The sequence below is a fragment of the Serratia sp. CY47444 genome (genome assembly GCF_052168635.1).
Taxonomy (GTDB): Bacteria; Pseudomonadota; Gammaproteobacteria; order Enterobacterales; family Enterobacteriaceae; genus Serratia; species Serratia bockelmannii.
Window position 1 is genome coordinate 147,916 of the sequence record NZ_JBJNMH010000001.1, and the last position, 24,360, is coordinate 172,275.

A 24,360-nucleotide genomic window follows, 5' to 3' on the forward strand; every position below is an offset into this window, starting at 1 on the left:
GGCGTCGTGCCCTTTCCCGCCGCCTTTACTCCTGCTTCAATTCCCGCAAGTGCTTGTACACCGTGGCGCGCCCCATCGACAGCACGTTGGCGATGTAGTCCGCGGCGCTTTTGGCCTTGAACGCGCCCTGATGGTAGAGATCGCTGACCAGTCGCCGTTTTTGTTCGCGGCTCAGCGCGCCGAGCGCGGCGTTTTCGCGCCGCAGCCAATCGTGCAGGAAAGTGTTGATCTTCTCCTGCCAGTCGTCTTTGAACAGCTCTTGTGGCTGAGGTTGCAATCGCGTGACCGTCAGGAACATGTCCAGCGCGTTGCGGGCGTCCTCAAACATCGCGGTGCTCAGGTTGATGCACAGCAGATAGCTGGGCTTGCCCTGTTCGTCGCGTGCGGCAATGCTCACCGAACGCATCTTTTTGCCGTCCCAGTTCAGCTTCTCATAGGGGCCGGTCACGCCGGCGCCGCCATCGAGCTCGAAGTCTTCCAGCCCTGCGTCGTCGCCCGGTTTGCGCTTCGACAGGTTGTTCGCCAGATAGGCAATCTTGTTGGTGGCCAGATCGTGGATCACCACTTCCGCATTCGGGAAAAACAGCGCCGCGATGCCGTCAGCGACCGAGCGCAAAAGTTCGAGTTGAGAAGAAGAGTTCGGCACGCTGGGGGTCTCCGTATGGCCCGGTTTGGTTTGCTGTTCAGCCGCTTAGCATACCGCAGTTGCCGCCGCTTGCCGAGTGGAGCGGCGGCAAGCGGCGTATCCTTCGCCGGTTATTCCGCCTCGGCGCCACGCCGATAAAACACGTAGCTCTCGTGCGCCACGCTGTCGCGGACCCGATAGCGCCAGATCAGCCCGAGCGTGGTAAACCACAGCGGCATGCTGCACAGCGCGATCAGCGTATCGCTATCGAACACCATCAGTACCAGCGTAAAGGCGAAAAATGCCAGCGTCAGCCAGGCCATCGCGACCCCGCCCGGCATTTTGAAATTGGAATCGGCGTGCAGATCCGGTCGCTTCTGGCGATACACCAGGTAGGCGACCAAAATCATGCCCCAGCTGTAAACCACCAGGATCGCCGCCACGGTAGAGACGATGGTGAACAGCGTCATGACGTTCGGCACCAGTATCAGCAGCAAGGTGCCGGCCACCATGCAGAAGCAGGAAAACAGCAGGCTGCGGATCGGAATGGCCGTGGTGCGAGACAGAATGCGGAACTGACCGTGGGCGTGCTTTTCCATCGACAGGCTGTACAGCATGCGGGTGCTGGAATACACCCCGCTGTTGGCCGAGGACATCGCCGAAGTCAGCACCACGAAGTTGATCACCGCGGCGGCAGCCGGCAGCCCCGCCCGATCGAACAGCATCACGAACGGGCTGCTGTCCGGCGAGATGTGGCTCCACGAGGTGACGGCGATAATGGTCAGCATCGAGCACACGTAGAAGACGATGATGCGCGCCGGGATCGCGTTGATCGCCTTCGGCAGCACCTTCTGCGGGTTTTTGGTCTCCGCCGACATCGTGCCCAGCAGCTCGATGCCGGTACAGGAGAAAATGGCGATCTGGAACCCGGCGAAAAAGCCGAAGATGCCGTGCGGCATGAAAATGGCGGGATCGGTGACGTTATGCAGCGAAGCGGTCACGCCGTCCGGCGAGGTCCATCCGCTGAACACCATCCAGGCACCGGTGGCGATCAACGCGACGATCGCCACCACCTTGATCATCGCAAACCAGAATTCGGCTTCGCCGAACATCTTGACCGACAGCATGTTGAACAGACACAGAAACCCCAGCGTCAGCAGCGCCGGCAGCCAGGGCGAGACGTTAGGCAGCCAATACTGCACATAACCGCCGCACACCACCACGTCGGCAATGCAGGTCACGACCCAGCTCAGCCAGTAGGACCAGCCGAGAAAAAAGCTGGCGCGCGGCCCCAGGTATTCGGAGACGAAATCGGCGAACGAACGGTAATCGAGCCGCGTGAGCAGCAGCTCCCCCATCGCCCTCATGACCATGAACATGAAAAAGCCGACGATGGCGTAAGTCAGTACGATGGAGGTGCCCGACAGCGCGAGGGTTTTCCCGGCGCCCATAAACAGCCCGGTGCCGATGGCGCCGCCGATCGAAATCAGTTGAATGTGGCGCGCGCTCAGCCCGCGCTGCAAGGTTTGGGCACAGTTTGGCCCCTCGGCTGAACCTGGGTTCAGCCGATCGCAGTGATTTTTTGTCATGGTGTTACCTGTCCGTCATTAAGGCGATTAAGCAACCGATATGCGGCTGCAGCAGGAGTGAAACGCCCGTGAGCGTTCTAACCGGCAAAAAAGTGTGCCCGCCCCGTTGTAACAGGGAGGTAATAATAATGGGTACCGAGAAAATGCTCTCGTGAGCCGTCGTATCGCCCACGTTTGGCGAACATAGCCTGAGCGTGGTGGGTAAATACTACAATATCAAATAGTTATGCTTTCCCTTGTGCAACAAAAAAACGACGCCGGAGTCGTTTTAACATTAATTTAACTCTGGCGAGGGGAAATGCCATTGTCAACATGGCAGTTAAATAAAATGAAACTTTTTGATCACATTCAAGCTTCTGAAAAATAGATAAAAAGGGGTTTTATGCGCTTTATATGCATAAAATATGCATGAACTCGCTCACCGTCGACAAAAAGTAATTAACTATTCATTTGCCGCCCTGCAGGCGGCGAAAAACCGTCCGCTGGCCCGATGAGAGGGGGGCTAACAACCGGCATAATTAGTGGTAAATTTAGCGTCGCAAAGTGTTATGCGCTTGCTAATCCACGGTTAAACGAAATAAATACCTCTAAAATATAAAGGTTGGTTATGGAAAAGCTATCCTACGCTTCAGACAGCAGCACCACCGCTTGGGCTACATATCTGCAACAAATCGATCGCGTCGCCCCTTACCTCGGCGACCTCTCACGCTGGGTTGATACGCTGCGTCACCCTAAACGCGCTTTGATTGTTGATATCCCGCTGCAGATGGACGATGGCACCATCCGTCACTTCGAAGGTTTCCGCGTACAGCACAACCTGTCGCGTGGGCCGGGCAAAGGCGGTATCCGCTTCCACCCTGACGTCGATCTGAACGAAGTGATGGCCCTGTCCGCCTGGATGACCATCAAGTGTGCCGCGGTCAACCTGCCGTACGGCGGCGCCAAAGGCGGCATCCGCGTCGATCCGTTCAAACTGTCTGAAGGTGAACTGGAGCGACTGACCCGCCGCTACACCAGCGAAATCGGCTTCATCATCGGGCCACAGAAAGACATCCCTGCGCCGGACGTCGGCACCAACGCCAAAGTGATGGCCTGGATGATGGACACCTACTCCATGAACCACGGCACCACCATCACCGGCGTGGTCACCGGCAAACCCATCCACCTCGGCGGCTCCCTGGGCCGTGAGAAAGCGACCGGCCGCGGCGTGTTCGTGACCGGCAGCGAAGTGGCCAAGCGTCTGGGCGTGCAGATCGAAGGCGCCAAAGTGGCGGTACAAGGCTTCGGTAACGTGGGTAGCGAAGCGGCCCGTCTGTTCGTCGGCGTCGGCGCGCGCGTCGTCACCATCCAGGACCACTCCGCTACCCTGTTCAACGCCGACGGCATTGACCTGGTGGCGCTGACCGAATACCAGGCCAAGCACAAGCAGATCGCCGGCTTCCCGGGTGCCAGCGAGATCGAGAGCGAAGCGTTCTGGTCGGTTGACATGGACATTCTGATCCCAGCGGCGCTGGAAGGCCAGATCACCCGTCAACGCGCCGAAATCCTCAGCGCCAAGCTGGTGCTGGAAGGGGCTAACGGCCCAACCTTCCCAGAAGCGGACGACATTCTGCGCTCCCGTAACATCACCGTGGTTCCGGACGTTATCTGTAACGCCGGCGGCGTAACGGTCAGTTACTTCGAGTGGGTTCAGGATATGGCGAGCTACTTCTGGAGCGAGTCCGAGATCAACGAGCGTATGGACAAGATCATGACCGACGCGATGGTCCACGTCTGGAACAAGGCGGCCGAGAAAGAGTGCAGCCTGCGCACCGCCGCTTATATCGTGGCCTGTGAGCGCATCCTGACCGCACGTAAAGAGCGCGGCATCTACCCAGGTTGATGCCCGTATCCCGGCCTGCCCCGGCAGGCCGGATTCTCCTCAGCGCAAACAGCGTTTCAACACCTTACCGGTGCTGGTCATCGGCAAGCGTTCGACAAACTCGACGATACGCGGATATTTGAACGCCGCCAGCCGCTCCCGGCTCCAGGCGATCAGCGTTTCCTCCTCGATGGGCTCCTCCGTTTCTTTCAATACCACCACCGCTTTGATCTCTTCGCCCAGCGACGGATGCTCGACGCCGATCACCGCCACCAACGACACCGCCGGATGGCGAATCAGCGCCTCTTCAATCTCACGCGGATAGACGTTGAACCCGCCGCGGATGATCATATCCTTGGCCCGATCGACGATGAAATAGAAGCCGTCGGCGTCGCGGCGCGCCAGGTCCCCGGTGCGAAACCAGCCGTTTTCCAGCACGTCCGCCGTCGCCTCGGGGCGGTTCAGATAGCCTTTCATGATGTTGTAACCGCGTACCGCGATCTCCCCCACCTGATCGACTCCGTCGATCGGCTGCCCGGTAACGTCGAGCAAGCGAACCTCCACGCCCCAGATCGGTTGGCCGATGGAACCAGGTTTGGTCACGCGGTGCGGATGGTTAAAGGTGGCGACCGGGCTGGTCTCCGACAGCCCATATCCTTCGAGAATGTTGACGCCGAAGCGACGTGAAAAATCCTCCAGGATCTGCACCGGCAAACTGGCGCCGCCGGAGACCGCCATACGCAGCGTGCTGCGCAAGCGCTCGATATCCGTGTGCTCATCCAGCGCATTCAACAGCGCCCAATACATGGTCGGCACCCCGGCGAAGAAGGTGATGCCGTGCCGCTGCATCAGCGCGATGGCCTGTGCGGCGTCGAAGCGCTCGACCAGCACCAGGGTAGCGGCGGCGGAAAACCCGGCATTCATCTGCACCGTCGAGCCGAACGTATGGAACAGCGGCAGGGTCACCAAATGGCGATCGGGCTCCGTCTCTGAGCCGTCGAACAGCCGTACCGATCCCAGCGCGTTGAGCACCAGGTTGGCGTGGGTCAATTCCGCGCCTTTGGCCCGGCCGGTGGTGCCGCTGGTGTAGAGCACCACCGCCGTGTCGTTTTCGAGCGTCGCGGCCGAAGCGAATTCGGTAGCCTGCTCGGCTATCGCCGCGCTGAAACGTTCCCCCTCGAGCGGTAGCCGATCGCCGATGATAAACACCTCGCGGCATTGCTCCGCCTTCGCCGCCGCCCGCAGCGCCTCTTCCCCCAATGGCAAGCCGCTGCTGCCCTCGAAACAGAACAGCGCCACCGCCGCTGAATCCGCCAGGTAGTAGTCGAACTCTGCGCTTTTAAGCAGAATATTGAGCGGCACCACCACCGCGCCGCTTTTGAGAATGCCGTAATAGATAGCCGGAAACTCCGGTCGATTTGGGCAGGCCAGCGCCACCCGTTCGCCGGGCTGCACGCCGCGCGCGACCAGCAAATTCGCCACCCGGTTGGCCATTTCGTTCAGCGCCCGATAGCTGAGTGGGATATCGTCCTGTATCACCGCCGGCCGTTCCGGCCAGGTGCGCGCACTCTCTTCAAGCAAGGTAGCCAGATTCAGCATCGGGGATCCTCCCTGGGAATGAGCGGCGAGAAAAGCGCCGCAGTATCACGAGTATAGATAGGCGCTTTGCGGTTCGCATTCCCAGGGGGGCTGGGCTATACCTTAGGCATTCCCCCTCCTGCAGGAGTTGTGATCATGAGCAAGAAAAAAATCCTGATGCTGGTCGGCGACTACGCCGAAGATTACGAAACTATGGTGCCGTTTCAGGCATTGCAGATGATCGGCCATTGGGTGGACGCCGTGTGCCCCGGCAAAGCCGTCGGCGACTACATCCAGACCGCGATCCACGACTTTGACGGCGCGCAGACCTACAGCGAGAAACCCGGTCATCGTTTCACCCTGAACGCCGACTTTGCCGCCGCCAAAGAAGAACACTATGACGCGCTGTTGATCCCCGGCGGTCGGGCGCCCGAATACCTGCGCCTGAATCCCGACGTGATCGCGCTGGTGCAGGCGTTCGACGCCGCCAAAAAACCGATCGCCGCCGTTTGCCACGGCCCGCAGCTGCTGGCGGCGGCCGGGGTGTTGAAGGGCCGCACCTGCAGCGCCTACCCGGCCTGCGCGCCGGAGGTACGGCTCGGCGGCGGCCATTATGCGGAGATCGGCATCGATCAGGCGCACGTCGACGGCAATCTGGTCACCGCCCCGGCCTGGCCGGCGCACCCGCAGTGGCTGGCGAAGTTCGCCGAGGTATTGGAGCAGTAATGCGGCGCTAGCGGAGCTGCTCGATCAGGAAGTGGATGTCGTACAGCCAGCGTTTGGCGCGCGCGGAGCGCACCAGCATCGACACGCACAGCGGCCGGGGGTGCTCTTTGCAGGCGGAGGGAGAAAACCAGCGCCCGGTGTTGGCCGGCGGCTGGAAATACAGCTCGTGGTTATAGTTGCCGCTGTCGACGCCGAAGGTATCGAAGTAGCGGCGCATCAGCGTATTGGAATCGCTGAACGACAGGTGAAGCGCGGTGTTGATCTCGGTTTCCGGGGTGATGGCCACGCCCTTCTTCAACCGCCCTGGCGTGTTGAATGCGGCGATAAGCGCGATGACCTGTTGCTGAATATCTTCTGCCATGACGACCTCGAGCCGATATGAATAAAAGATGAATGCGGTTCTCTGTCTGACTCTGCTCACCGCAGCGAGTTCTGCCCGCCGGCCGGGTTTTCTGTTTCTTTACACTTTCCATAAAAAAACCGCGCGCAGCCAAACACCTGGCGCGCGCGGTCCAGGGTTAGCGGCTGAGCGTCGCCTTATCGGCGATGACGCCGTCCCCCTGCCGCTCGGCGGTAACGCCGCCGCCCAACACTTTATACAGGGTGGCCTGATTGTCGTACGCGGTCTGCTGCGCGGCGATCAGCGACTGCTGCGCCGTGTACAGCGTGCGCTGCGCGTCCAGCAAGGTCAGATAACTGTCCACGCCCTGGCGGTAACGCAGCTCGGCCAGGCGATAATATTGCTGCGCCGCCGCCACATAGCCGGTTTGCGCCGCCAGCTGTTCCTGCAGCGTGGCTTTGCGCGCCAGCGCGTCGGCGGTTTCCTGAAATGCCGTCTGCACCGCTTTCTCATAGGTGGCGACATACAGGTCTTTCTGCGCCTGGGTGTAGTTGAGCTGAGCCGTGTTATAGCCGCCGCTGAAGATTGGCAGGCTGATGCTCGGTGCGAACGACCAGACGCCGGCGCCGTGGCTGAACAACGAGGAGAGTTCACCGCTGCCCACGCCGCCACTGGCGGTCAGGCTGATCGACGGGAAAAACGCCGCCCGCGCCGAGCCGATGTTGGCGTTGGCGGATTTCAGGTTATGCTCAGCCTGCAGCACGTCCGGCCGCGTCAGCAGCACCTGCGAAGACACCCCAGCCGGCAGATTGCGCATGATTTCGCCGAGCCCATCGATACCGCTCGGCAGCAGATTTTCCGGCACGCTTTGCCCCACCGCCAAATCCAGCGCGTTTTTCGCCTGCGCGGCGCTGGTCGCATAGCTGGCGGCGTCCGATCGCGCCTGTTGATAAACGGTCTCCGCCGACGCCACGTCAACCAGCGACGCAATGCCGTGCTGCTGGTTCTTACGCGTCACGTCCAGCGAACGTTTGGCGCTTTCCATCGTCTGCTGCGCCACCGCCAGATTGCTGCGCTCGGCCGCCACCGCCACCCAGTCGGTGACGATATCGGCGATCAGCGTCAGGCGAGTACTTTTCGCCGCCTCCGAATTGGCCAGGTAAGTTTCGAACGCCGCGCGCGACAGGCTGGCGTTTTTGCCGAACAGATCCAGCTCGAACGCGCTGACGCCGGCCTGCGCTTCATAACTCTGACTGATGGCGGTGGCATTGCCGCTACCGGTCAGCGAACGCCCGCGGCTGCCGTCGGCGGTGGCGTTGATCGTCGGGAACAGCGCCGAGCGCTGCTCACCGTACAGGGCGCGCGCCGAGGCGATATTGGCGATCGCCTCGCGCAGATCGCGGCTGCTGTCCAGCCCCAGCGCCACCACCTGCCGCAGCCTGGCGTCCTGCACATAGTCGCGCCAGGCGACGTCCGGGTAGCTCAACGCCTGCTTGCCGGCGGCTTCGCCCTGCGGCAGGTTGGCGGGCACCGGCGCCGCTGGGCGCTGGTAGTGTGGATCCAGCGACAGACAGCCGGTCAGCAGCAGCGGTAAAGTTAACATCATGACTCGTTGCAACACGTTATTCTCCTGCCTGTGACGGCGGGTTGGCGGGCCGGCGGGTAAACATGCGGCGCACCAACACATAAAACAGCGGGACGAAAAAGATGGCCAATGCGGTGGCGGTGACCGTACCGCCGATAATGCCGGTGCCGATGGCGATTCGGCTGTTGGCGCCAGCGCCGCTGGATACCGCCAGCGGCAGCACCCCGGCGGTGAACGCCAGCGAGGTCATCAGGATCGGCCGCAGGCGCATGCGTGCCGCGTGGACCGCCGCGCCAATCAGCGTTTCCCCCCGCTGGTGCATCTCCTCGGCGAACTCGACGATCAAAATGGCGTTCTTCGCCGACAGGCCGATGATGGTGAGCAGCGCCACTTGGAAGTAGATGTCGTTTTCCAGCCCGCGCAGCGTGATCGCCAGCAGCGAGCCCACCACACCCATCGGCACCACCAACATCACCGCGAATGGAATCGACCAGCTCTCATACAGCGCCGCCAGGCACAGGAACACCACGATGAGCGAAATGGCGTACAGCGACGACGCCTGGCCGCTGGTCAGCCGTTCCTGATAGGAGAGCCCGCTCCAGGAATAGCTGCTGCCGGCGGAGTATTTCGCCGCCAGTTTCTCCATCTCGCTCATCGCCGTACCGGAGCTGACGCCGGCGGCGCCCTGCCCGGTGATCTCGAACGACGACAGCCCGTTATAGCGCGACAGGTTCTCCGGCCCGTAGATCCAGTGCGAAGACGCAAAGGCGGAGAACGGCGTCATGCTGCTGGCGCCCGACGCATTGGTGCCGCGCACAAACCAGCGGTCGAGGTCTTCCGGCTTGGCGCGGTACTGCACGTCGCCCTGCATATAGACTTTTTTCACCCGGTTGCGGTCGATAAAGTCGTTGATGTAGGTGCTGCCGAACGCGCTGCTGAGGGTGCTGTTGACGTCACCGGCGCTCAGGCCGAGCGCCTGCAGCTTGCCGTTGTCGATCTCCACCTGCAGCTGCGGGGTGTCCGGCAAGGTGTTGGCGCGCACTGCCAGCAATGCCGGATTGTTGCCGGCGGCGGCGACGATCTGGTCGCGCATCGCCTGCAGCTCGGCGCGGGTGGTCGCCCCTTTGGCCTGCAGTTCGAAGGTGAAGCCGTCGGACTGACCGAAACCGTCGATCGCCGGTGGGCTCATGGAGAACACCTGGGCGTCGCGCAGCGAAGCGAAGTGCGCCATGGCGCGTTTGGCGATGGCGTCGGCGGTGTTCTCGCTGCCGCTGCGCTGGCTCCAGTCTTTGAGGCTGACGAACGCCATGCCGGCGTTTTGCCCGCTGCCGCTGAAACCGAAACCGTTGATGGTGAAAATGGTGCTGACGTTGGCCTTTTCCTGATCGAGGAAATAGGCGGTCACCGCCTCGCTCACCGCCGAGGTGCGCGCGTTGGTGGCGCCGGCCGGCAAGGTGTACTGCACCATCACCGAACCCTGATCCTCATTGGGCAGGAAACCGGTCGGCAAACGCAGGTACATCACGGCCGCGGCGATCAACAGCAGACCGTACAGCAGCAGATAGCGCGTTGGCCGGTGGATCACTGCGCCGACCTTGTCGGCGTACTTCTCCTGCAGCCGGTTATAACCGCGGTTGAATCTACCCAGCAGCCCTTTGTCGGTCTGTTCTTCATGCGTCGATTTCAGCAATGTGGCGCACAGCGCCGGCGCCAGCGTCAACGCCAGCACCACCGACAGCACCATCGAGGAAACGACGGTGATTGAAAACTGACGGTAGATCACCCCGGTGGAACCACCGAAGAACGCCATCGGCAGAAACACCGCCGACAGCACCAGCGCGATGCCGACCAGCGCGCCGGTGATCTCGCGCATCGATTTCTCCGTCGCCTCGCGCGGCGGCAGTTTATCTTCACGCATCACGCGTTCGACGTTTTCCACCACCACGATGGCGTCGTCCACCAACAGCCCGATCGCAAGCACCATGCCGAACAGCGTCAGGGTATTGATCGAATAGCCGAACGCCGCCAGCACGCCGAAGGTGCCCAGCAACACCACCGGCACGGTGATGGTCGGGATCAGCGTGGTGCGCAGGTTTTGCAGGAACACGAACATCACCACCACCACTAACACCACCGCTTCAAACAGCGTTTTCACCACCTCCTCGATCGAGATGTTGATGAAGTCGGTGCTGTCTTTCGGGTAGGCCACCTTGTAGCCCTGCGGCATCGCGCTTTGGTATTCCGCCACCTTGGCCTTAACCAGTTTGGCGGTGCTCAGGGCGTTGGCGCCCGCCGCCAGCTTGACCGCAATCCCCGCCGCCGGGTGGCCATTGAGGTGCGCGCTGGCGGAGTAGTCTTCGTTGCCCAGCTCAACCCGTGCCACGTCACCCAGCCGCACCAGCGCGCCGCTGCTGTCGCTTTTCAGGATGATATTGCGAAACTGTTCCGGCGTTTGCAGCCGCGACTGCGCCTTTACCGTGGCGGTCAGCTGCTGATCGGCCGCGGCCGGTAGATCGCCTACCTTGCCGGCAGACACCTGGGTGTTTTGCGCTTCGATCGCCGTCTGCACGTCGGAAGGCATCAGCGCATAGCTCGCCAGCTTGGTCGGATCCAGCCAGATACGCATCGCATATTCCGAGCCGAACACCTGCACGTCCCCCACGCCCTCGATGCGCGACAGCGGATCCTGCAGGTTGCTGACCAGATAGTCGGAGATATCGGCCATTGTCGCCTTGTCGCTTTCGTCATACAGCCCGACGATCAGCAGGAAGCTGCTCTGGGATTTCTTGACCGTCACGCCCTGCGCAGTGACCGCGCTCGGCAAACGGCTTTCCGCCTGCTGCACCTTGTTTTGCACCTGCACCTGAGCGATATCCGGATCGGTGCCCTGATCAAAGGTGACGTTGATGCTGACCGAGCCGCTGGAGCTGCTGGTCGAAGAGAAATACAGCAGGCCGTCCAGGCCGGTGAGCTGCTGCTCAATCACCTGCGTGACGCTGTTTTCCAGCGTTTCCGCGTCCGCGCCCGGGTAAGTGGCGGAGATGGAAATCTGCGGCGGTGAGACATCCGGGTACTGCGAGACGGGCAATGAATTGATCGACATCAGGCCGCACAGCATGATGATGATGGCAATCACCCAGGCGAATACCGGCCGCCGGATAAAGAACTGCGCCATATCACTGCTCCCCGCGTTGGGTTTTGTCGACTGAAACCTCAACCGGCTTCACCGCGGCGCCGATCGTGACCTTGCCGGTGCCTTCGACGATCAGACGATCGCCTTCGTTCAGCCCGCTGCCGGTCAGCCAGTTGCTGCCCACCACCCGTTCGGCGCTGACGGTGCGCTGCGCCACGTTGTTTTGCTCGTCCACCACCAACGCGGTGGCTTCCCCTTTGGCGTTGCGGGTGATGCCCTGCTGCGGCGCCAGAATGGCTTTGGGATCGACGCCGTTATCCACCGTGGCGTGGACGTACATGCCGGGCAGCAGCTCATGCTCGGGGTTGGGGAACACCGCACGCAGCGTGACCGAACCGGTGGCCTCATCCACCGCCACCTCGGTCAACTCCAGCTTGCCGGCGTGGGCATAAGGCGTGCCGTCCTCCAGCTTGATGGCGACCGGCGTGACCGCACCGCGCTGCAAAGCGGCCTGCTGACGGCGCAGTTTAAGCAACTGGGCGCTGGACTGGGTCAGATCGACATAGATCGGATCCAACGCGCGGATGGTGGCCAACGCATCGGTCTGGCTGGCGGTGACCAGCGCGCCCGGCGTCACCGATGAGATGCCGATGCGACCGTCGATCGGTGCCCGCACCTGGGTATAGGCGAGGTTGATGCGCGCCGTCTCCAGCGCTGCCTGATACTGGGACACCGACGCCACGGCCGCCAAATAGGCGGCTTTGGCATCGTCCGCATCCTGCTGAGAAACGCCGTTCTCTTTCACCAGCGCCGCATAGCGCTGTGATTTGAGCCGGGTGGATTGCACCGTGGCCTGGGCGTTTTTCAGCTGGGCGGCGGCCTGATCGTAGTTGGCCTGATAGCTGGCGGGGTCAATTTGGTACAATACCTGCCCGGCTTTCACCTCGGCCCCTTCGGTGAACAGCCGCTGCTTGATGATGCCGTCGACCTGCGGCCGCACGTCGGAAGTCATGGTGGCGTTGACCCGGCCGGTCAACTCGCTGCTCAGGGTCACTGACTGGCCGCGCAGCGTGACGACGCCGACCTCCTGCTCACCGCCTGCGCCCGTCGGCGCACCGGCGTTTTGCCCATCGCAGGCAGCCAGCAACAGCGACAGCCCAAGCACCCAAAGCGTTTTTCTCTGCATTGCAATACGATCCCATTGAGAATGACTATTCTCAATATATCGAATGCAGACATTCGCTTCTGAAAGGGTTGCGTAAGGATAGCGTAAAATCTTGTCGAAGCGGGAAACGGTGGAGCAATATCGTTCAGCGTGGTTTCAGCACATTGGCGCAGCGATTTTTTGCCAATGCAATAAAGCGTTCCACTTCAGCCGGCGGCTGCGTCGTTTCAGTCGCATCAGGCTCTTGCTCCCGATGAGCATCGCTCGCCGGCTGTTTGCAACGATAAACCAGACCATACAGGGGATGACGTCCGTCTTCGGTCTGATAATAGTGGGCCACGCGGGCGAATGAATAGTAATAATAAGGCGTTGAATGTTCTTCGCCCCGATAAACGTTTTGCGTACCGCCGTAGTCGAATGTCAAGTTGGCGGTCTTTTCCATCAACCGATCCAGGTCGTCGATGACCTGTTCGGTACAACGGTTCAATTGTCGCCGCGCTTGTTCATTCAATTTATCGGCATCGTCGTCGGCGCATCGGGTGATATAGCCTTCATACTGGAGATTGTCGGCGAGCTGAAGTACGAAATAACGGTATGACTGCCCGGCGATTTTCACCCCCTCGCGTTCTTGAATCAGCTTCGCGTCCGGAATGAGATACACCGCCGCCGGATCCTGATTATCGAGCGTAAGCGTAGCGGCACTGGCCCCAACAACGGGCGCCAAGAGCGAGACCATAAGCAGGGATAACCGGGTGTTCAAACGAAAGTCCATTGTTTTCGCATCCTCATCCATCATAAATCTCGCCATCTTATCTCGTCAGCGGCGGCGTACCGAGCGCCGCGTGGGGATTTTTAGGGTTTAACCAGTCTAAACACCGTTTTGGTGTGCCAATAGTAGTCGATCGCCGCCGCGATATTCGGCATCCAGCCGTCCGGCTCATAGGGCACGAAGCCGGAAAAGCCCAGCCGGCGGGCAGAGACCTGGAATCCCGCGGCGGAGAAAATGCGCGCATAGTCGTCCAGAGCGCGATCCTGCACCACGGTATGCGTCTGTTCAGCCACCCTTTCGCGCCATTGCGGCCACAGCGGGTTGTCGGTGTGGCAACCGGTCACCGCATAATAAACGCCGCCCGGCTTCAGCACCCGCAGCATATCGGCGGCATGCTGCGCGATATCTTCAATCAGGTAGATGACTTCATGACTGAAGGCGATATCGAAGTGGTTCTCATAACCCGTCAACCGCGTGTCGGTCTGATAACCGATCGGCAGGTTTCCTTTCAGGCGGTTGGCGTGTTCGACGGATTGGCGGGCGATATCAACGCCGAGCCCTTCACGAAATGGCCGGATTTGGTGCAACAGACGCAGAAAACCGCCCTGATTGCAGCCGAAGTCCAGCACCCTGACGCCGGACAATTCGTGTTCCGGCACCAGGCTCAGCAGATGCCGCCAGATGGGCGCATGGCCTTCGGCCATGGCCTGTTCTGCGTGCGGATCGCGATACCAGGTGGGAATGCTCAAGGGTGAGTCGTTCATTATGGCCTCCTTATGTTTCCACTCAGCCAATCACACCCTATGGCGACAAACAACCGCGTGCGCATTTTTTGAACATTCACTGGTCTGGCTTGCCATGCACCGGCAATTGGCTGGTCACGCAGTGAATGCCGCCGCCGCCGCCGGCGATGGCGTCGATCTCCAGCTGCACCACCTTGCGCTGCGGATAGAGCGCCGACAGCAGCGCAAACGCCGCCTTATCCGCCTGCGGATCGCCAAATTCAGGGGCGATCACCGCGCCGTTGATGACGAAATAGTTGATGTAGCCCGCCGCGAAATCGGGGTTGCGGCGACTGAATCGGCTTTCGCGCGGTGCCCGCGGCGGCGAAAGCGTATGTACCTGCAGCGTGCGGCCGTCGGCGTCGGTCGCTGCTCTGAGGATCGCCAGATGCGCTTGGGTAACCGCATGATCATAAGAGGCCGGATCGGTATCCAGGTTGGCCACCACCACGCCAGGCCGCACGAAACGGGCATAAAAATCGACGTGGGCATCGGTGATGTCTCGGCCTTTAATGCCCGGCAGCCAGATAATTTTGCGCAGGCCGAGCATCGCCTTCAGCTCTTGCTCAACCCGGTCTCGGCTCCAGCCCGGGTTGCGGTTCGCATTCACCCAACTGCTCTCGGTCATGATGCCGGTGCCGTGCCCATCCACCTCGATGCCGCCGCCTTCGCCTACCAGCGCGCTGCAGCGCGGTTGAGCGACGCCGTATCGCCTGGCGACAAACCCTGCCAGACGCGCATCCCTGGCATGTTGCTGCTTATCGCCCCAGCCGTTGAAGTTGAAATCCACCGCGCCCAGTTCGCCGGCGTCATTGACGACGAAATTGGCGCCGATGTCGCGCATCCAGATATCATCCAGCTCAGTGACAACATAGCTGACGTTGTGACTGCCGCAGGTGGCCTCAGCCAATTGCCGTTCATTGCCGCGGCAAAAAACCGTCAACGGCTGAAATTCGGCGATGGCGCGGGCGATGCGCCCCTGCGCTGCCTGCACGTCCGCGGTGAACCCGCCCCAAATCGCACGCTGCGCGCCGAAAGCGAGAAACGCCCGCTGTTGCGGTTCCCCTTCGTCGGGCATCCGCCAGGTCGGATTAAGCGCAGCTTTCGCGTGACCGCGTAACGGGATGCCCAATGATGCCGTCAAGCTCACACCGGCCACCGCCGAAAGCTGCTTGATAAAGGTGCGACGCGTTGACATAAATAGCCTCTTTAAATTGATTTAAATTCAAACTGTTAGCCGGATTTCTTGCGCTCCGGCGCTTGAATCTCATGCTAGTCTTCCCCTGCCGCTGCGACAAACGATATATTTAGCGGATATCTGATTAGACAGGCTTATCGATAATGTTAAAATACTGGCCCCTCTTGAGCGCCCTGCGCGGATTTGAAGCGGCGGCGCGCCTGGGCAGTTTTCATCAGGCTGCCGAAGAGCTGCACCTCACCCAGTCGGCCATCAGCCAGCAGATCCGCAGCCTCGAAGCGTTTCTGGAACAGCCGCTGTTCTTCCGCACCGGCCGCAGCGTAGTGCTGACCGACGCCGGCCACGATCTGTTCAGCACCGCACAGGTGATGCTGCAACAGCTGGCCGTCGGCATTCGCCGTTTGGATCAGTACCGCAAACCCAACCAACTGATCGTTAACACCACCCCGGCCTTTGCCCGCCACTGGCTAACGCCGCGGCTGGGCGACTTCAATCGGCAGCATCCGCAGATCGATCTGTGGCTGTTCACCAGCTTTGAACCGCCGGATATGGCGACGGACAGCATCGATCTGGCGATCCGTGACGATCTCAGCGCGCAGGCGGACTGCACCTTTAACGTTCTCTGTACCGACCGACTCTACCCCGCCTGCCACCCCAGCCTGCTGGCGTTGACGCCGGAGCAGCGCGTGACCTTGCACGGCGAACGCGAGATGGATTGGAGCCACTGGGCGGTGGCGGGCGGCGCGCACGTCGGCCAGCGAGACAGCGGGCTGAACTTCTCCGATCCTGGTCTGCTGCTGGACGCCGCCTGCAACGGCCTCGGCATCGCGTTGGTCAGCCAACTGCTGGCGCAACACGCGCGCGACGCCGGGCTGCTGCAACCGTTAACCGAGCAACGCGTGCGCGGCGCCAACTGGGCGTGGCTGCTGCACCGCGACAGCGAACACAATCCGCTCGCCCGGCACTTCTGCCAATGGCTGCAGTCGGCGCTGCCCGCCGGCGCATAACGCGCCACGTCACGATTTGCTACTCTGGTCAGGCGGCCCCGCCTGACCGCTGCTACTTTCAATAAAGCGTCGCAACAGCCCGAAGAAAACGCGCTAACCTGCTGTTTCAAAATAATTAGTTGAATTCACCTGATAACTGAACATCGCTAAAAGGATCTTCTATGTCTGCCGGTTTATTGAAAACGATAGCTCTGAGCGTGGCCCTTGCCTGCACCGTTCCCGCTGCCTTTGCCGCCGAACTGACCGCCGGCGCGGTCGCCGCCCCGGATCAGTATGGCGCCAAGGTCGCCGCGCACATTCTGCAGGCCGGCGGCAATGCGGTCGATGCGGCGGTCGCCACCGCCTTTACCCTGGCCGTTACCTACCCTGAAGCCGGCAATATCGGCGGCGGCGGCTTTATGACGCTGTACGTCGACGGCAAACCCTATTTCCTCGACTACCGCGAAGTGGCGCCCAAGGCCGCCGGCAAAACTATGTACCTGAACGAGAAAGGCGAAGTGATCGAGAATCTCAGCCTGGTGGGCAGCCGCGCCGCCGGCGTGCCGGGCACCGTGCTGGGATTGTGGGAAGCGCATAAACGCTTCGGCAAGTTGCCCTGGGCCGAGCTGCTGACGCCGGCGATCGGTTACGCCCGGCAAGGTTTCACCGTGGCGGATCAGCAGTATCAGTACCGCGAAGATGCCAACAAGCTGTTCGCCGGTAAAACCAACTTCGGCGACTATTTCGGCGCCATGAAGCCCGGCACGGTGTTCAAGCAGCCGGAGCTGGCCGCCACCCTTGAGCGCATCGCCAAATCGGGCGCCGACGATTTTTATCACGGCGAAACCGCTCGCCTGCTGGTGGCGCAAATGCAGCGCGACAACGGGCTGATCGGCGCGGCGGATTTGGCCGACTATCGGGTGAAATGGCGTGAACCGATGCGCATCAGCTGGCGCGGCAACACCGTGTATACCGCCCCGCTACCCAGCTCCGGCGGCATCGCGCTGGCGCAGCTGCTGGGGATCAAAGAAGATCGCGCCGCCGACTTCAAGGGCGTGCCGCTGAACTCGGCGCGCTACATCCACCTGCTGGCGGAAATCGAAAAGCGCGTGTTCGCCGATCGCGCCGACTACCTCGGCGATCCGGACTTCACCCAGGTGCCGGAAGCGCAGCTGATCGCCCCCGACTACCTGAAAAAACGCGCCGCCGAGATCAACCCGACGGCGATCTCGCCGACCGAAAAGGTGCGGCCGGGGCTGGAAACCCACCAAACCACCCACTTCTCGATCGTCGATGCCGCCGGCAACGCGGTCAGCAACACCTATACGCTCAACTGGGACTTCGGCAGCGGCGTGGTGGTCAAAGGCGCCGGCTTCCTGCTTAACGACGAGATGGACGACTTCAGCGCCAAACCCGGCGTCGCCAACGCCTTCGGCGTGGTGGGCAGCGACGCCAACGCCATCGAGCCGGGCAAGCGCATGCTCTCCTCGATGAGCCCGACCATCATCACCCGCGACGGCGACGTCACCCTGGTGATAGGCACGCCGGGCGGATCGCGCATCTTTACCTCGATCTTTCAGGTGATCAACAATCTCTACGATTACCATCTGCCGCTGGCGCAGGCGGTGGCCGCCCAGCGCGTGCACCATCAGCTGTTGCCGAAGGACACCGTCTACTATGACAGCTTTGCGCCGCTGACCGGCAAACCGGCAGACGAGCTGAAGGCCATGGGTTACACCCTCGAAGACCAGGGCTGGAACATGGGGGATATTCAGGCTATCCGCATCGATGGCCGCACGCCGGAAACCGCATCAGATCCGCGCGGCCGCGGCGTCGGACTGGTGGTGAAAAAGTAACGCGCCGGCGGCCCGCTTCAGCCACGCCGGGCCGCCGTTCTCCCCGCACAGACTGACGTTGCTCCCTTTTTCACTCATCTATACTGAATCGACAGGCTCGCGTTTAACGGCGACGGCGCTTGCGTTCCATCTTGGACGATAAAAATAATATTTTCAGTAAATCAATCACCTGCATTTATCGTAAGCGATGTCGGAGGCAATCAACAATGGCGAAAAGACGAGCAGTACCCGGGGTGCATCCCTACGATGGGCCCGCCGGCGGTTGGGGCGCACTAAAAGCGACGGCCATCGCCGTGCGCACGCAGATGGACACCTTAGAAGCGCCGGTGACGCTGATGCGCACCAATCAACCCGACGGTTTTGATTGTCCGGGGTGCGCATGGCCGGATAAAGAACATCGATCTACCTTCCAGTTCTGTGAAAACGGCGCCAAAGCCGTGACCTGGGAAGCGACCAGCAAGCGCGTGACGCCCGAATTTCTGGCGCAGAACACCGTAACGTCGCTGCTGCAGAAAACCGATTACCAGTTGGAAGACTATGGCCGCCTGACAACCCCTCTGTGCTATGACGCCGGGACGGACACCTTGCGCCCGCTGGCCTGGGATGAGGCGTTTCAACGCATCGCCGCCGTTTTGCAAACGCTGCCGCCGGAGCAGGTGGAGTTTTATACCTCCGGCCGGGCGTCCAATGAGGCGGCCTACCTGTTCCAGCTGTTTGCGCGGGAGTTCGGCAGCAATAACTTCCCCGACTGTTCCAACATGTGCCATGAGCCGACCAGCGTTGGCCTGCCCCAGTCGATCGGCATCGGTAAAGGCACCGTGTCGCTGGACGACTTTGACAGCGCGGAGCTGATTATCTCCATCGGGCACAATCCGGGCACCAATCACCCGCGCATGATGGGCACGCTGCATGAACTGGCGCGTAAAAAGGTGCCGATTATCGTGTTTAACCCGCTGCGCGAGCGGGCGCTCGAGCGTTTCACCGATCCGCAAAACGTCATCGAAATGGCGACCTACAGTTCGACCCCTATCGCCTCCACCTACTATCAGGTCAAGGCCGGCGGCGACGCCGCAGCGCTCAAAGGCATCGCCAAAGCGCTGCTGCAGTTGGATGACGAACATGGCAATGCGCTGGACCACGCCTTTATTGCCGAGCACACGGAAGGTTTTGCGGATTTCGCCGCCGATCTGAAGGCCACCGATTGGGATGCGATTGAGGCGGAGAGCGGCCTGGCGCGCAGTGATCTGCAACAGGTCGCCGCCGCTTACGCGAAATCCAACGCCACCATCGTGACCTACGGCATGGGCATTACGCAGCACAATAAAGGGACGGCCAATGTGCGCCTGATCGCCGATCTGCTGCTGCTACGCGGCAACATCGGCAAACCGGGCGCCGGCATCTGCCCGCTGCGCGGCCACTCCAATGTGCAGGGCAACCGCACCGTCGGCATCACCGAAAAACCGTCGGCCGATTTTTTGGCAAAGCTGGAAACGGTGTTTGGCTTCACGCCGCCCAAAGCCCATGGTCACGATGCCGTGAAATGCATGCAGGCGATGATCGATGGTGCCTCGAAGGCGTTGATCTGCCTGGGCGGCAACTTCGCCGTAGCATTGCCGGACCCCGAGCAGAGCTTCCCGGCGATGAAAGCCCTGGAGTTAAGCGTGCATATCGGCACCAAACTCAACCGCAGCCATCTGTTGGTGGCAAAAGAAACCCTCATTCTGCCCTGCCTGGGCCGCACTGAACTGGACATGCAGGCCGGCGGGCGGCAATCGGTGACGGTGGAGGATTCAATGTCGATGGTGCATGCGTCATCCGGCAAATTAAAACCGGCGTCGGAACTGCTGCGTTCGGAACCCGCCATTGTGGCCGGCATGGCCAAAGCGGTGATGCCCGCCAGCAAGGTGCCCTGGGATGAGCTGATCGAAGATTACGACGTGATCCGCGATTTGATCGAAAAAACCATTCCCGGCTTCGACGATTACAACGCGCGTATTCGCCAACCCGGCGGCTTCCGCATGCCGCTGCCGCCGACCGAACGCCAGTGGCCGACGGCGACGGGCAAGGCGATGTTTTCCGTGTTCAGCGGGCTGCATGAGGACGAGATAACGACAGACAAAGACACGTTGCGGCTCATAACGCTGCGCAGCCACGATCAGTACAACACCACCATCTATGCTCTGGACGATCGCTACCGCGGGGTCTTCGGCCGGCGCGACGTGCTGTTCATGAATGACAGCGATCTGCAACGTTTGGGGCTGGAACATGGCGACGTGGTCGATCTGGAAACGGCGCTGCCCGGCAGCACCCAGCGCCTGGAAGGCATCACGGTGATCGCCTACAACATCTCAGCCGGTTCGGTCGGCGCCTACTACCCGGAGGCCAACGTGCTGGTGCCGCTGCATTACATCGATGAGGAGAGCGGCACGCCGTCGTACAAATCGGTGCCGATCCGCGTGAAGTTGAGATCCAAAGAGGTGCGCGCGGTCGATATCGCCTGACGGAAGCGGTTTGAGCCTTTCTCCGCATGGAGAAAGGCTTCTCCCCCTTTAGACCTGCGCCACCAACACATTAACGTTGGCGGGGAAAACCAAGCCTTCTAATGCGTTACCGCTGTCGGAGGTCACCAGATAATCGACCTCGGGCCATTTGGCCACCAGCGTCATCGCATGCCCGCGCAGCTTGTTTTCGTCGGCCAGCACGATGCACTTGCGGCTCTGCGCCATCATTTTGCGCGCGATGGCCGCTTCATTGACGTTCTGATCCATTACGCCGGTCTGCACATTGACCGCGCCGGCACCGATAATGGCGTAATCGGCGAAAAACGCCTCAATGTTATTCAACGCGATTGCACCCAGGCACGCCATTTTGGAGTCGATGAACTGCCCGCCGATCAGCACCACGTCAATGGAGTCATTCTCCAGACAGACGTTGGCAATCAACGGCGAGTTGGTGATGACCGTTAACTGATCGACCGTCGCCAACTGCCGGGCAAACTCCAGCGTGGTGGAGCCGAAATCCACGAACACCGTATCGCCCGGTTGGATCAGCGTCACCGCTTTCTCTGCGATGGCGCGCTTCTCGGCCTCGGCGATTTTGGCCCGCTCGTTGAATTCATGCTCGAATTTAAACTGGCTGCTCACCGCGCCGCCGTGGATCTTCTTGATCAGCCGATAGTCTTCCAGCTTGTTCAGGTCGCGCCGAATGGTTTCCTGCGAAACCTGGAATTTATCCGCCAGCTCATTCACGTAAACCCGGCCGTTGGCCTGGATCAGCGCCAGTATTTCATTGCGCCTTTCCACGGAATTAGAGATATCCATTCACATTACACTCGCTGCCTTTAGTAAGAGTGACTGCCTCCGCCGAGACTTGCGGCGTTAACTGACGGAATACTACGGGTTTCAGGGCGTTAGACGCAAGCCGTTGCCGTCGTTCATCCTGCGGATTCGATGCTGATGTGCAGTGCATCACGCTCAGCCTCGGCCGGCAAGACGATATTGCGCAGCAGGATCCGCCGTTCCGGCAGGCAGCGGTGCGTTTTGCGGTACAGCACTTTCTCCCCCAGCCGCACCACCACCGAACCGGACACCGCCTGTTCCACGCGCATATTGATCGTGACCGTGGCGGGCTTGCCGATCAGCGCCACACGGGCGGGCGCAGTCAGGCGTATCCGTTCGTCGTGCCGCACCGGCAGGATTTGCTGCGCCGGCGGCAGCGTGCACTGCAGCGAATGGGCAACGGCCTCGCCGACGCGCAGCCCTTCCTGATAACACTGGTCGCCCATGTCCGCCGGATGCAGCATGTTGCCGACGGCGAAATAGGCGGCGTCGGAACAGCGGCCGAACTGGTCTGTCAACGGGCAGCCGCTCTCCGGCCGCTGCGCCAGGTGGCTCTGGCGGATCAGCGTATACTCCCCGGTGAAGCGGCCGGTGAAGATCAGGCTGTCGCAGGCGATGCGCTGCTTCTCCCCCTGACGGTTTTCCACCTCGATGGACTCAACCCGATCGCGGCCGGCAATATCGGTCACGCGCGAATAGTAGTGGATCGGCACCCCCATCAGACGCGCATAGAGCGCGCTCAGACGCCAGGCGACGGGTCTGCCGCCGCTTTCAATCATGGCGACGGCGCGCACGCCAGCGTTACGCAGCGTCCATAGCGCGGAGAAACTGACCAGCTCGGTGCCGATCACCACCGGCGCCTTGCCCGGCTGCAGCCCGCGCAGATAGACGAACTGCTGCAGCGCACCGGCGGTGAGTACGCCCTGCGGCCGCAGGCCGCTCACCAGTCGCGGATGGCGCGGCGTCTCGCGCACGCCGGTCGCCAGGATCACCCGCTGCGCTTTCAAGGTGCTGACGCCGCGGCGATCCGTGATGGTCAGCTCGCCGTCCGGCTTGATGGCGAGCACCGTCACGCCGGTATGGATTTCCACCTGCCCGGTGCGCGCCAGTATCTTATCGACATAGGTGGAGCCCAACATCGGCCGGTAAAACGTTTGCAGCCCGAAGGTGGGGTGCCGACAGTGCCTGGGCACGCCGCCCGCTTGCTGCTCCCGTTCCAGGATCACCACATCCTCGATCCCCGCCTGCCGCAACGCGGTCGCCACCGCGATCCCGGCCGGCCCGGCGCCGACAATCGCCACCTGATACTCAGTTTTCATCAATGCTCCCTACGGCCAGCGTCTGGCCAAAACGATCGCCTACCATTTCCGCCACCCGGCTGCTGCAATAAAACCCGTTGCAGCGCCCCATCATCACGCGCGTGCGGCGCCGCAGCCCGCCGATGCACTCCGGTGGCACGGCGGAATCGAACGTCTCCTCAATCTCCCGCTGAGTCACCAGCTCACAATGGCAAACGATGCCGCCGTTATCCGGGCGCGCGTAATCGCGCAGCGCGTAGTCGGCGAGCATCGGCATCTGCGGCCAATGCACGGTTTGCGGCGCCGTCGGCGTGAAGCACGGCGTAAAATGGTCGCGGTAAAGCTGCTCCACGTATTGCGCGATGCCGAGCGCCGCCGTCAGGCCGGTGGAGCGAATGCCCGCCACGCAGATCCACTGCCGCTCGGGATAGTGCTGAATGCGGTAGTGTTTCTGTTCGGTCGCCGGGCGTAATCCGGCATAGCTAGCGGTCACGCTGTAATTCGCCAGCGAGGGCAGCAGCCGGGTGCCCTGTTCGATCAGTTCGCGCATTTTGGTTTCGTCTACCGTTGCCGTTTCTCGATCCTGCTGTTCTTCGGCGGTCGGCCCCAGCAGCAGATTGCCGAAGATGGTTTTCGACAGCAGCACCCCTTTGGTGATGGCCGTCGGCACCGGCAAGATAATGGCGTTGACCTGCCCGGCGGCGGCCTTGTCGAACACCAGAAACTGCCCTTTGCGCGGGCGAATTTCAAACTCGGGCTGATGGCAGAAACTTTCTACCCGGTCGCCCTGATTGCCGGCGCAGTTGATGACGATTTTGCCGTGAAACTCGCCCCGGTTGCTGGTTAGCCGCCAGCCGGTCGGCAAGCGTTCGGCGCCGGTCACCTCGGTATTGAAGCGATAGTTGCCGCCGTGTTTGACGCCCTGCGTCAGGTACGCCAGCGGTGTGCTCCAGGGATCGATCACGCTCTCTCCCGGCACCTCGACCGCCGCCAACGCGCCGGGCGCCAGCTGTGGCTCACGGCGATACAGCTCGGCGGCGTCGATCTGTGCCACGTCCAGCACGCCATTGTCGTGCGCCTGCTGCACGATCGCGGGCAGCGCCGCCAACTGCTGCTCATCCCAGGCCACAACCAAGGCGCCGGTGGGTAACAGCGGCAAATTCATCCGTTCGCGGATGGCGATAAATTCCCGGTACCCGGCCTGCATGCAATGCAGTTCCAGGCTGCCGCTGGGCGCATCGAAGCCGGTGTGCAGCAGCGCGCTGTTGGCTTTGCTGGCGCCAGACAGGATATCGCCTCCCTTTTCCAACAGCAGCGTTCGGGCGCCCATCAGGCAGAATTGGCGGAATACCGCACACCCGACCACACCGCCGCCAATCACGACAATGTCCCAATCCGTTTGTTCTTCCATCATGCTGATGTCCCGTTTTGATGTGATAACCACAATAAAACCACACAATAACCGCATTTGAAATGGTAAAAACAACACAACTCCCAAAAAAAAGCCGCAGAACGCGGTGATAAGCAAAAA

At 61.3% G+C, this 24,360-nt stretch carries 18 protein-coding genes; 5 read left to right on the forward strand and 13 right to left on the reverse strand.

What is annotated here, in order from left to right; genetic code table 11:
- Positions 1–25: 25 nt before the first annotated feature.
- Together ACJ8IL_RS00645 and ACJ8IL_RS00650 are read right to left on the reverse strand one after the other, a co-directional pair.
- The gene (locus tag ACJ8IL_RS00645; protein WP_060433097.1) at positions 26–646 is read right to left on the reverse strand and encodes a helix-turn-helix transcriptional regulator; all 621 of its coding nucleotides are present in this window, start codon (positions 644–646) and stop codon (positions 26–28) included.
- A 110-nt stretch (positions 647–756) separates the two neighbouring features.
- Positions 757–2,214, reverse strand: coding sequence for an amino acid permease (locus ACJ8IL_RS00650; protein WP_060433098.1), 1,458 nt, complete (start codon positions 2,212–2,214; stop codon positions 757–759).
- 607 nt (positions 2,215–2,821) lie between these two features.
- Here ACJ8IL_RS00650 and ACJ8IL_RS00655 point away from each other — a divergent pair.
- Entirely contained in the window at positions 2,822–4,096 is a 1,275-nt protein-coding gene (locus ACJ8IL_RS00655; RefSeq protein ID WP_025302877.1) for a Glu/Leu/Phe/Val family dehydrogenase, read from the forward strand.
- 39 nt (positions 4,097–4,135) lie between these two features.
- Here the strand turns inward: ACJ8IL_RS00655 and ACJ8IL_RS00660 are convergent, their stop codons facing one another.
- The gene (locus ACJ8IL_RS00660; RefSeq protein WP_060433099.1) at positions 4,136–5,674 is read right to left on the reverse strand and encodes a long-chain-fatty-acid--CoA ligase; all 1,539 of its coding nucleotides are present in this window, start codon (positions 5,672–5,674) and stop codon (positions 4,136–4,138) included.
- Positions 5,675–5,809: 135 nt separating this feature from the next.
- Between ACJ8IL_RS00660 and ACJ8IL_RS00665 the strand changes: the two genes are divergently transcribed.
- The gene (locus ACJ8IL_RS00665; RefSeq protein WP_004937978.1) at positions 5,810–6,379 is read left to right on the forward strand and encodes a DJ-1/PfpI family protein; all 570 of its coding nucleotides are present in this window, start codon (positions 5,810–5,812) and stop codon (positions 6,377–6,379) included.
- 7 nt (positions 6,380–6,386) lie between these two features.
- Here the strand turns inward: ACJ8IL_RS00665 and ACJ8IL_RS00670 are convergent, their stop codons facing one another.
- From ACJ8IL_RS00670 to ACJ8IL_RS00700, 7 genes are all read right to left on the reverse strand, one after another.
- Entirely contained in the window at positions 6,387–6,740 is a 354-nt protein-coding gene (locus ACJ8IL_RS00670) for a DUF1493 family protein (RefSeq protein WP_060433101.1), read from the reverse strand.
- Positions 6,741–6,897: 157 nt separating this feature from the next.
- Positions 6,898–8,340 carry an efflux transporter outer membrane subunit gene (locus ACJ8IL_RS00675; protein WP_282980701.1) on the reverse strand — a complete coding sequence of 481 codons (1,443 nt, stop codon included), beginning with the start codon at positions 8,338–8,340 and terminating at the stop codon, positions 6,898–6,900.
- 1 nt (position 8,341) lies between these two features.
- Positions 8,342–11,479 carry an efflux RND transporter permease subunit gene (locus ACJ8IL_RS00680; protein WP_060433103.1) on the reverse strand — a complete coding sequence of 1,046 codons (3,138 nt, stop codon included), beginning with the start codon at positions 11,477–11,479 and terminating at the stop codon, positions 8,342–8,344.
- A gap of 1 nt (position 11,480) precedes the next feature.
- Positions 11,481–12,623: an efflux RND transporter periplasmic adaptor subunit gene (locus ACJ8IL_RS00685; protein WP_442516289.1), complete on the reverse strand. Its 1,143-nt coding sequence runs from the start codon at positions 12,621–12,623 to the stop codon at positions 11,481–11,483.
- Between the two features lie 124 nt (positions 12,624–12,747).
- On the reverse strand, positions 12,748–13,398 hold the full coding sequence (locus ACJ8IL_RS00690; RefSeq protein WP_049207561.1) for a hypothetical protein: 651 nt from the start codon (positions 13,396–13,398) through the stop codon (positions 12,748–12,750).
- Positions 13,399–13,454: 56 nt separating this feature from the next.
- Positions 13,455–14,135: a class I SAM-dependent methyltransferase gene (locus tag ACJ8IL_RS00695; RefSeq protein WP_060433105.1), complete on the reverse strand. Its 681-nt coding sequence runs from the start codon at positions 14,133–14,135 to the stop codon at positions 13,455–13,457.
- Between the two features lie 76 nt (positions 14,136–14,211).
- Entirely contained in the window at positions 14,212–15,351 is a 1,140-nt protein-coding gene (locus ACJ8IL_RS00700; RefSeq protein WP_442516290.1) for an agmatine deiminase family protein, read from the reverse strand.
- 143 nt (positions 15,352–15,494) lie between these two features.
- Between ACJ8IL_RS00700 and ACJ8IL_RS00705 the strand changes: the two genes are divergently transcribed.
- The 3 genes from ACJ8IL_RS00705 to ACJ8IL_RS00715 all read left to right on the forward strand — a co-directional run bounded on the left by ACJ8IL_RS00705 (position 15,495) and on the right by ACJ8IL_RS00715 (position 20,694).
- Entirely contained in the window at positions 15,495–16,358 is an 864-nt protein-coding gene (locus tag ACJ8IL_RS00705) for a LysR substrate-binding domain-containing protein (RefSeq protein WP_442516291.1), read from the forward strand.
- Positions 16,359–16,519: 161 nt separating this feature from the next.
- Positions 16,520–18,193: a gamma-glutamyltransferase gene (ggt, locus tag ACJ8IL_RS00710; protein WP_043143523.1), complete on the forward strand. Its 1,674-nt coding sequence runs from the start codon at positions 16,520–16,522 to the stop codon at positions 18,191–18,193.
- 206 nt (positions 18,194–18,399) lie between these two features.
- On the forward strand, positions 18,400–20,694 hold the full coding sequence (locus ACJ8IL_RS00715) for an FdhF/YdeP family oxidoreductase (RefSeq protein ID WP_442516292.1): 2,295 nt from the start codon (positions 18,400–18,402) through the stop codon (positions 20,692–20,694).
- Positions 20,695–20,742: 48 nt separating this feature from the next.
- On the opposite strand, the gene ACJ8IL_RS00720 is transcribed toward ACJ8IL_RS00715, so the two are convergent.
- The 3 genes from ACJ8IL_RS00720 to ACJ8IL_RS00730 form a co-directional block, all read right to left on the reverse strand.
- Positions 20,743–21,513, reverse strand: a complete 771-nt coding sequence (locus ACJ8IL_RS00720) for a DeoR/GlpR family DNA-binding transcription regulator (protein WP_060447144.1) — start codon at positions 21,511–21,513, stop codon at positions 20,743–20,745.
- 113 nt (positions 21,514–21,626) lie between these two features.
- Positions 21,627–22,850, reverse strand: coding sequence for an NAD(P)/FAD-dependent oxidoreductase (locus ACJ8IL_RS00725; protein WP_261424566.1), 1,224 nt, complete (start codon positions 22,848–22,850; stop codon positions 21,627–21,629).
- Positions 22,840–24,243 carry an NAD(P)/FAD-dependent oxidoreductase gene (locus ACJ8IL_RS00730; RefSeq protein ID WP_442516293.1) on the reverse strand — a complete coding sequence of 468 codons (1,404 nt, stop codon included), beginning with the start codon at positions 24,241–24,243 and terminating at the stop codon, positions 22,840–22,842. Before ACJ8IL_RS00730 ends, ACJ8IL_RS00725 begins: the two co-directional genes overlap by 11 nt.
- Positions 24,244–24,360 lie beyond the last annotated feature (117 nt).